General features: G+C 35.1%; 10 protein-coding genes. 1 reads left to right on the top strand and 9 read right to left on the bottom strand.

The window, feature by feature from the left end; all coding sequences use genetic code 11:
* The coding region (locus B0E44_RS03530; RefSeq protein WP_217341291.1) for a hypothetical protein at positions 1–699 on the bottom strand (699 nt) is incomplete at its 3' end.
* Between the two features lie 494 nt (positions 700–1,193).
* Here B0E44_RS03530 and B0E44_RS03525 point away from each other — a divergent pair.
* Positions 1,194–1,466, top strand: a complete 273-nt coding sequence (locus tag B0E44_RS03525; RefSeq protein ID WP_077370829.1) for a DNA-binding protein — start codon at positions 1,194–1,196, stop codon at positions 1,464–1,466.
* Between the two features lie 79 nt (positions 1,467–1,545).
* Here B0E44_RS03525 and B0E44_RS03520 read toward each other — a convergent pair whose 3' ends face one another.
* The 8 genes from B0E44_RS03520 to B0E44_RS03485 form a co-directional block, all read right to left on the bottom strand.
* Positions 1,546–1,794, bottom strand: a complete 249-nt coding sequence (locus B0E44_RS03520) for a hypothetical protein (RefSeq protein ID WP_077370828.1) — start codon at positions 1,792–1,794, stop codon at positions 1,546–1,548.
* Complete coding sequence (locus B0E44_RS03515; protein ID WP_077370827.1) at positions 1,795–2,280, bottom strand: Mov34/MPN/PAD-1 family protein; 486 nt, start codon at positions 2,278–2,280, stop codon at positions 1,795–1,797.
* Positions 2,277–4,058: a ThiF family adenylyltransferase gene (locus B0E44_RS03510; protein WP_077370826.1), complete on the bottom strand. Its 1,782-nt coding sequence runs from the start codon at positions 4,056–4,058 to the stop codon at positions 2,277–2,279. The genes B0E44_RS03515 and B0E44_RS03510 overlap by 4 nt, the downstream gene beginning before the upstream one ends.
* The gene (locus B0E44_RS03505) at positions 4,059–5,213 is read right to left on the bottom strand and encodes a hypothetical protein (RefSeq protein WP_077370825.1); all 1,155 of its coding nucleotides are present in this window, start codon (positions 5,211–5,213) and stop codon (positions 4,059–4,061) included.
* Between the two features lie 7 nt (positions 5,214–5,220).
* Entirely contained in the window at positions 5,221–6,747 is a 1,527-nt protein-coding gene (locus B0E44_RS03500; protein WP_077370824.1) for an SAVED domain-containing protein, read from the bottom strand.
* A 376-nt stretch (positions 6,748–7,123) separates the two neighbouring features.
* The gene (locus B0E44_RS03495) at positions 7,124–7,342 is read right to left on the bottom strand and encodes a DUF6140 family protein (protein ID WP_077370823.1); all 219 of its coding nucleotides are present in this window, start codon (positions 7,340–7,342) and stop codon (positions 7,124–7,126) included.
* Between the two features lie 154 nt (positions 7,343–7,496).
* Positions 7,497–8,030: a hypothetical protein gene (locus B0E44_RS03490; protein ID WP_124019270.1), complete on the bottom strand. Its 534-nt coding sequence runs from the start codon at positions 8,028–8,030 to the stop codon at positions 7,497–7,499.
* 351 nt (positions 8,031–8,381) lie between these two features.
* Positions 8,382–9,236, bottom strand: a complete 855-nt coding sequence (locus tag B0E44_RS03485; RefSeq protein WP_124019269.1) for a hypothetical protein — start codon at positions 9,234–9,236, stop codon at positions 8,382–8,384.
* Positions 9,237–9,283 lie beyond the last annotated feature (47 nt).

Here is a 9,283-nt window from a genome sequence, read left to right as displayed (position 1 = left end):
ATATTTTACAATATATCCTGGATTACTTTTCAAATAATTTGAAACTAACTGAATTGAAAATTTGGTTTTTCCAACTCCTGCTTGTCCAGTAATTAGTAAAAAATCATGTTGCTTTAGAAGTTCTATGCTTTTATCCAATTCTGATTCTCTATTAAAAAAGGCATTTGATAATGGTGTAGCAAATTTTGATTTTTCATACTGAATTATAAATTCACTCATTTCTAAAATTTGACCTGTATCTATATTCAATCCTAATTCTCTAGACAAAGAAGGAAAGTCTCTAAAAATAATAGTAGCAAAAGCATCTAAACCAATCACTTCTAGCTTAGTGAATTTATTTATTGAGTTTTTGTGTTCATTCAGTTCTTCCTGAATTTTAGTTGTAATTTCTTGATTACAGATTAAAATAATTCTAATTATTTTGTCTGAAGAAACATCATTTTGATTAAAGCAATGTTCAATATCCTTTTTTAGTTTTGGAACTAATTGATTTTTATCAATGGTTGTGATTTCACTAAATATATAAGAATCATTATCCGAAATAAAATTATCTGGAGTTCCTTTCTTTGATTTTTCTTTTCCTACAACTAAACCAGTCGGATTTACAATTGGATATCTATAACCTAGGTATAATCTACAAATATTAGCAAACTTATCTGGATTGCAACTTAGTAATGCTTGTTCTATACTTGTTATCATTGTAATTGTTTAGATTACAAAAATAACTATTTCCTTTTATCATTTACATCTCTTTCAAACCCAATCATTCTTGACTTCTAATATAAGTTATGTCTGTATTACTACATTTGCAAAACAATCAAATTAAACTTTTATTTATTGTTTTAAATTGTTTTTTAGGAGTTTCAAAATATTCCTTATCTCTTCACTTTGGTATCTCTATCAAATGCAACTAAATTGACTTTTTTTTTTAACCAAGAACGCTCTCGGTTCCCATAACTATTTTACAATTCGAAAGCTGATAATTTGGTTGTGATGTGAGTAACAGACCTCTTTTTGACAAACTGTCCATAGCGTCTGATTAGAATTTCGGCCATCACAATTCTTTAGCATTTTAATGTACTATGCACGGACTTTGAGTGCCTAACAACGTCCTAAAACACCACTTTTAAGCAACGAGAAAGATAGGAACATAACTTATTATTACTTAACATCAAAGAATAGAAGGCACAAAAATGAACGATAATATAACTAAAGATGATTTAAAGCAATTTAGTCTATTGCTAGTGGAGCAGTTCAAACAAATTATAGAGAAAAAGCTTAATAGAGAAAAAGGTGGCTTAAATCCAGAATGGCTTAAAAGCCGTATTGTGAGGAAAATAATGGATATGTCTGCTGCATCGTTACTGAACCTCCGAATAACGGGTAAAGTTCGCTTCAAAAAAATTTTAGGGTCATATTATTACAATAAATCAGATTTAATGAATCTTTTAAATGACGAACACTAATATGAGACTGCAAAAACTTTTAAAACACATTTGCATTATAGAGCAGGATCCTAGACTTAATGTTTGGCATTTCGCTCTTTTAAGTGCCATTCTTTGCCAGAATATTAATAAGCGCATCAACTGCTGCGTTAACCTCGAGCTTATTATTTGGATCAAATTTTATTCCAGCATTTTCCGGAACTTTAATGAAAAAATTGCAGTAAAGTGGAATGAAAACATTTCCTGCTCCATCACGCAAAGCTATATGAACACCTTTACTGTTTATTGGAAAACCATCTTTGTCCTTATCTTCATTATTATGTATAATCAATCCGTGTTCATAGTTCAATCATTTAACTTCCTCTGTATATTCTGCAAGCTGAAAAGTCTTGTTTAATTTTCTGTCTGTGATATACACACCAAGTATGTAATTTTGAAAATTTCCGGCAATAATAATCATTAACGGCTCGGGGCAGTAGTATTTCTCACTTTTTGATATTTTCTTCATCTGCTGAAAATCCTGCGGACTTGGCTCCACGGTTCCATTTGGATGAAAATGCCATTCCCCGAGGTAGTACTGGTTCTGGTTCCATGCTGCATTCAAAATTGATTTTAAACCTTTTATCCCTCTTTCAAACCAATATCTGCCAGCTCTGCTGTCTGAAGGCGGTCCTAGAATTTCACTTACTTCTGCCGTCGTAAAATCCGGATAACTGCCAAGGATTATACCTCCGGTTTCATTTAGTCCCGCCGTCTTGATAAGCATTTCCATTTTTTTAATGTGATGACTTTCTATTACAACTTTTATCCCAGTGCTTTTTAATATAAAAATCATATTACACTTTCAATTGATATGTTATAATTATCATCACGCTCCATTATGACTAATTTTGACTGGTCATTTGATTTTAAAAACATTTCCAGCTGGCGAATAGTGCAGGCAGCAAGGCTTTGAATGTCATCAATTCTTGCTGGAAAAACTGGATGCCAGCAGCCTATGCCCTCCAGGGGAAACTGCGGATTTGGAAATTTCTGTTTTTGGTCTAATGACCAGTTTTTGGTTTTATCCTTAAACTCTGAAAACAGATTCTGTAGCGGACTGCGCTTCATAAATGCCAGCAGACTCTGCGCTTCAATTCCAAGTGAAACAGAAAATACAATCTGCTTCTCCCCTGTGCAGTGTTCCGATAAGAGTCTTAACACACCATCTTCCGCTGTACAGTCCAAGACGAGATCAAACTGGTTCAGAAATTCAGGTTCTTTGTCAAGAACTTTTTCAATTGTATATATACTTGACTGCGCTTTTATAAATGGAAAAATCTGGTTTGCTTTCATGGCAACTTCATCTGATTTATACCTTGCCACGGACTTCATATCAAGGGTATGTCTTGAAAAATTACCCGCCGAAGCACCGTCATCATCCACTATTATCAACCTGCTGCAGCCCATTCTTACCAACAATTCAGTCAGATACGAGCCGACTGCACCTGCACCTATAACACATATTTTAAAATCCGCTAACTGTTCATCAGCCGATCCGCGCGCAGTTATCTGATCCTTTATCCAGTTTTCTGAATTCAGCCATTTAATAGACTGATGGCCTGCATAAATTCTTGAAAATTGTGCTTTTCTCCACTCTCCGGTATTTACTCTGTACCCAGTGAGCGATTTTTGTGAACCAGGAAGCCGCAATGCATACCAATGCATCCTTTCAGGCTGCTGTCCGAAAAATGGTGCTACTGGAAATCCGATAGAAAGATATTTTGTTTTGTCAAGAAGTTTGCCGCTAACCAACTTATCTACCAGAAATGATCTTAATGGCCAGCCCTTCCTTTCAAATAATGTAAAAAGCTCACCCCACGTCAATGGAATCTGCCAGGGTTCAATAACCGGTATTTCAGGAACCCTGAACCAAAATGCGGGCTCTCTGTTATCTTTTGCATGAGCAAGCAGGCTTCCCCATTCATATCTAAGATTAGATCCATTATCATCACTATAATTCAAAACTACTGCTAAATTAGTATTAATCGCAGGTTTATAAAATTCAAGAATCCCCGTATGTCCCGAAGTCTGCCAATTTTTAAACATCTCAGGACTTTCAGCAAAAATCCAGCGTGTAATAATTTTACTCTCCAGTGGGATATGCGGAAATTCAAAAGGATCACCCTCAGCCTGGAGGGTGCCTTCAGCTGCTGCCTTGATCCACAATAAGCTCCTTTTGATACACCATTGCAGACGGTACGCATCAAAAGGCTCCTTGTTAAAATACGAACTCTTCCATGCTCCGTATTGTGTTTTAATACAGATATCTCCTGACCGCCATGATTTCCCCGTATCTCGATTAAGATTCATGTGAGGAAAAGTGGATTCTATGCCTCCTTTAGCTGCGGGATAAATATTCAATGATCCGTAAGGATAGTTTTTTGATATCAGCGCATACCAAACTGTTTCAGCCGGCACTTTATCGGTCGGTGGAAAATTTCCGGAAAGCGCGAACTTAAGCACCCATTTTTTTTCAGAGGCTGACCATGCCAGGTCCTCAAGTAAAGTGTAAGAATCAATGCTGTCACAAAATCGCCTGCCCTGCACAATAATTTCAGATGGTTCTTCCATTTAAGCAAATCTTGATGATTCCGGTTCCGTTATTCCAGATCTCGGGGTAAAGCTGGTTGGACCTGAATTTTTAGTACCCCCATCATCATCGTCATCGGGTGCTAATGGGAATTTTGGACCAAATATTTCCTGCCATTTCTCTGTGGCTTTCCTCAAGGACTTTTCATCGTATGCCTCCCTCGCTTTCTCCGCATAATTTTTCATATGGTCGTAAAACGTTTTGAAATCGTCAGAAGTGATTCTATGCCAGACGTTATGCGAAGGAACGCCTCTGTCAGGAAACTCCGGTACAATTCCCAATGACCTGTGTGTAGAGAACGTATCAACAAAATTTTCAAACGTAAGCATAACTCCCTCTGCCATACTTGTGACACCGTCAGGACAGCAGTCACCCAGCATATGCTCAATTGGATAGCCTTTAGGATATTTCAAATCCGTAATCCTTAGTGTTCTCCACCACTTAAATGCCTTAACTATGTTAACGTAATAACCGTTTGTTGATTTGTTTTTATCACGTGTCCATCTGATCTGCTCCAGTGGATGTGTTTCCTCCCAAATATCAGCATCACGATCCGGTATCCAAAGTGGCTGCAGTTTCCATTCGGCTTCCGCACGTACAGACTCAGACAAGTAATTGACCGCCTTCATCATGTCAGGCTCATTCCATCCCTTCGAAAGTCTCCAGTCATAAGAAGTTGTCATTAAATCTTCTAAGGTTAAATCTGTAGTCACGCTCTTTGAGCGAAGACCGCTCTTGTCAACCTCAGAGGGTGCAGAAGTAACCACAATATCTAAGTCGACATATGACAGCGAAATCCCTATAGACCTGCCCTGCTTAACCCATTTTCCTTTGTAATGCTTCTCTGCAAACAGTTCGAATTTCTCTAATGCTTCTTCTGGTGATGTATTACTCTGGTCAAGGGTAGTAACAACAATCACATCAACATCTGCTCTCTTTTCTCCGTTTGGACGTACAGCTGTTGATCTTCTGTAGCTTCCCTGAAGAAATGTTGTAACGATGATATCTTTTAAATCATCGTCTGCCAGCAGCCTGTTTCGCAAAGTGGTATGTCCTCGTTTGGCATCATCTTTCTGAGTCTGCGTTAACCTGATACCGCTCAAAAAATCTGTAAAGTAACTGTTTATATTTCCCATGTATTATTTAAGGTAAATTAAGAGATTGCACATAAGTTCCAGTACGAATACCTTCAAAATCATATTCATAAAGAGAAATCCTGCCATAACCCGAACCATGCTGGCCAAGAAAGAAATTAAATGAATTAGGCGCTGAGATAAAGATGTGGATTTTTTTCTGGGTTCCATTGGCAATCCTCCATGCACGAATTTTTCTATTTAAATATACGATATACTGCAGTATATGATCAGCATCCTTAATGGCACTAAAACCGCAGCCAGAAATTGCTTTGGCATGCAATACGGAAACAACAGTAGTTAATTGCGAACGGATAAACAGATCCACTTCAGCCGATATGTCATTGGTAATGCTGATCGAGAGGGCTAAATCATCTCCGTCAGAATTAACAGAAATCTCTGAAAAGTCCCACTGCTCTGTCTCTTCTCCCGAAGCTGTTAGTTTAGGTTTCCACAAAGCACGTCCTTTCGGAGATTTTTGCACAATTGTTATCTCAGTGCCTGACTTGTTTCCTATGTAATAACCAAGTGCAAATGCGGTTGATATATGAGTATCCAGATGCAAAATAATCGGTTTTTCTAAATTAATTAGTTCCTGCGAAAATGCCTGCACAGCAGGCAGCACTTCTCCCTGCCACAATGACTCATCCAGAATATATCGTGATTCAAAATGTTTTAATAAACATAAAAATTTATCTGTTTCCAAACCCAGATTTTCCGCACCTTTTCTAAAAGTTCGTATTCCTGCAGATGCTTCGGCCTTTTCATTGGTAGTAGTGGTAACCCACAAATCTTCCTGTTCCAATATCGCATATAAATTGTCTTTATGGAGCCTGTTTGATTTTTCTTCATGCAGCCGGACAATTAATGACGAATACGGATTAGTACGCTTATCATCATAAAGAGGTTTAAGATTTACCGCTGACAGTCCATAACTTAAAGTTTCATCAAAAAATTCTCCAGAAGGTGAATTGGCGCAAATTCTCAGCTGTCTGAGCACCTTCTTTAATTCATCATCTGACAGGCCAAGATGTTCCTTCCATTTTTTTCTGATTTTACCCATTTTTGATCGGTCTGTAGTACCGTCAAACAGCCTTTTAAAGATTATCGCTCCTTCATTGTTTAGCAGGTAATTTAAATCATCATTTCGATCCACTCCCCACGTATTTATGATATAATAATTAGTTGTAGCATAATCTTCCTCAGAAGCCTGAAAGTTTTTATACAGTTTCTGAAGTAGTGATTCAGAAACAGCTCCAATAAAGGCGGGATCAGTAAGAGCATCTACGTCAAATGCCCTAGAATGGTCTACATGAAACTTTACCTGGTAACATTCTCTGCTGACGCTGTAGCCATACGTGCTTAATCGCGGTGGATCAAATGAAATGGTTACATCATCGAATCCGGGAACGCTCTCAGCTTCATAAGTTATTTCTACAGCTGTTGAACCTGGACGATATAAAGAACAGGCCTTATACCAAAAGAACTTTGCCTGAAATTCGAATCCTTTCTGGATAGCTAAAACTGAATCTGCCATTTGTATATTTTTTAATCTGGTTTTGCAATTTACCTTTTTTTTTAACACAAATTCTTCTAAGTTTTCAACATAAATATTAGGATTGTTATAAAACTTCCCAGAATGTTTCTCTCCCGTAAAAAATGATTTTTATTTGTATTAACAGCTGTTAATTTTCATTTTCTTATTCGAAATTTTTAGGCTTCTCAGACAAAAGATTACATCAAATAACCTAATTAAAGCCTAAACTTCATTACGGAAATCCGTAAAGCCTGACCTGAATCGAATAAATCCTAGCTGGGTCTAATTCTGGAAGATTGGAATTTACATTATTTATAACACAATGCCTCTTCTTCCATATGCAAAAAAGCTGTCTATTTAGACAGCCCATAATTTCCTAACTTATTTTTTTCAAATCCAGATAAGAGGATGATAAGCCACAATTTTTTTTGATGTCGATTCCATATTTTCGCATAAAAGCATCAACAACTTCGTGACCTCCATTGATCGTTATCGGATTGGAATATTTGGATGCAACCTCAACAGTCATTCCTTTTTCCAGACGGATTCCGTTTGCATAATGATTTTGTTTTACCGTGATTAAAAATAATGCCATAAGTTTGATTTATATTGTGCTTACTCTATTTTGGTTTTCAGCTTCCCCTTTGTTTGACAAAGAAAAGTGTTGGCTCTGCCAAAACAGGACAGTGCAAAAATCCAATTTTAGTGGTATATGGTATTAGTTTGTAATCCAAAACGAAACACTACAGTCATATGTCCTTGGAGGATTTATAACTTATATTTTTATTTAAATAATAATCGATGTTTTTTGAGTTCTCTAATTTGATTTCCAGTAGCTCTTTTTTTATTTTCTTTATTTCAGTCTTACTATTTTTAACTAGCTTATAATTAAACAATGCCCAAATGCCGTTTGATTTTTTTTCAAGCAGTTTAAGGCGATTTTCTAATTCAATTTGTCTTTTATCCAAAGCTATTTTCTTTTCAGCAAAACCCCAGCCATAATAGCATAGCAATGTGCTGAATTGAAGTTTCATTTCTTTGTCGATGTACTCTGGAAATGTATTCATACTTTCAAAAAACTCTTTTAGTAAATTTTGCGATTGAATTTCGATCATTTGCAATTCATCTTCACATATTTTGACCTCTTGATTTTGGTTTATTTTTGAGAAAAAACTTTTATCCTTTTCTATAATAGCATGTCTTTCTTTCAGAACATTCAAACAAAACAAATTTGCGCTCATAATTCTTGGCTGTATTTGAAACTTTTTTTCTAAAACAGCCAACCGATTGGCATATAATCGGGTTTCCAAATGATTGTTTTTTGTTTTTTCTTTAAACTCTTGAATGTAATGTTCAATTTGTTTTTTAAGAACTTTTTTCCTTTGTTCTAATCTCTCCCTCTCATCATAACTTTGATAAAAACAGGCAAGATTGATTTCATATTGCCTGATTTTTATTTCAAAATTGTTAATCACGATAATTAATTCTTCAATAGTATGGATCATAATATTAGTTTATGCCCAAAAATAAAACGACACACTGCCGGAGTGTGTCGTTTTAGGATTTAATTTAAATCTCCTTAATTTTAAAAGTAGTAATATTTCTATTTTTTTAATAATTCAACAATATCGGATTTAACGCAAATTAAGTGAACCAATATCGTTATAAACTTTTTTTTCAGTGTCATTTTTTGATAATTCATGCCGATTATATATAATTTCAATTAGCTCAGAAATTTTTTCATTGTTTTTTTTAATCTGCTCTTTTGTTCTGTTTTTTTTATCAAAAGCAATTTCCGAAAACGGAGTATCAATTATTTTTGGATTAAGCCAAAAGTCATTATTGGTATAATGAACATAATTTCCAGAGCCAAAGCCACTTCTTACTCCAAATCCGCAAATTGAATTGCCCCATGAAAAATCCTCAGTTGTAATCAAACGATTTGAATTTTTATCTACGTAAGCAGAGACCCCCGTTTCATTACCATCATAAAAAGCAAGGCAAACATTTTCATTTTCTGCATTAACAACTTTTAGGATTAACCAACCTTTAATAAATTTTTCAGTAGAGAATTCGTCTAATTTAAAAATTTCATCATTTTCAGCTTTACCAAAAATTTTATTCTTACAAAAATCAATTAATATTCTCTCATTATTATCTAAAGAACATAATTCTTTAAAATCCTCTGTATTTAAATGGTTTCTGTTATTGATTAGTGAAAATAAAACCCCTTCAAATTCCCATGAAGCCCTCCGAATATGCCCGACTTCATTACAATTATTCATTATTAAAAGCAATCTGAGGTAATTTATTAAAATTGGTTTTTCTTCAATATACTTTTTTCTAATTCGATCGATTGTGTCTTTATAATTATCGAAGTACTTTTTTATATCGGCACAACTGATTTCTGTTTCTATTTTATGAACTTTAAACAAGAAAAAACTCAAATCTCCCATAAAATCTTGGTGATCTTCTATTTTTTCAATCAATTCTTCATTTAGAATCTTCAGATTCGCTTTTAATTGCTCTTCTATGT

Source organism: Flavobacterium sp. A45, assembly GCF_002001005.1.
In the GTDB taxonomy this organism is placed as follows: Bacteria; Bacteroidota; Bacteroidia; order Flavobacteriales; family Flavobacteriaceae; genus Flavobacterium.
Note: the sequence above shows the minus strand (reverse complement) of the source record. Positions and strands in the feature narration are given on the sequence as shown.